The sequence below is a fragment of the Burkholderia sp. SIMBA_051 genome (assembly GCF_046534915.1).
Classification (GTDB): domain Bacteria; phylum Pseudomonadota; class Gammaproteobacteria; order Burkholderiales; family Burkholderiaceae; genus Burkholderia; species Burkholderia ambifaria.
The window spans coordinates 1-232 of sequence record NZ_JAWRXS010000981.1; the positions used below are offsets into that span (position 1 = coordinate 1).

A 232-nucleotide genomic window follows, 5' to 3' on the forward strand; every position below is an offset into this window, starting at 1 on the left:
GCGAGTATTCGACCACCTTGAAGCCGCGCACGATGCGTTCGATGCCGTCGGCCGCGAGCGCCACGATGTCCACTCGTTCGCCGGGGTGCAGGTTGCGTCTGCCGAGCTCGCGCGGATTCATGAACACCACGTCGCGCTGCCCGAACACGCCGCGATAGCGGTCCGAATGCGAGTAGAGCGTGGTGTTGTACTGGTCGTGGCTGCGCATGGTCGTGAGCCGCAGCGCATCGGG

1 protein-coding gene is annotated in these 232 nt (G+C 65.9%); it reads right to left on the bottom strand.

The window, feature by feature from the left end; genetic code table 11:
• A partial coding sequence (locus tag SB771_RS37425; protein WP_410722335.1) for a molybdopterin dinucleotide binding domain-containing protein occupies nucleotides 1-232 on the bottom strand: 232 nt, incomplete at both ends.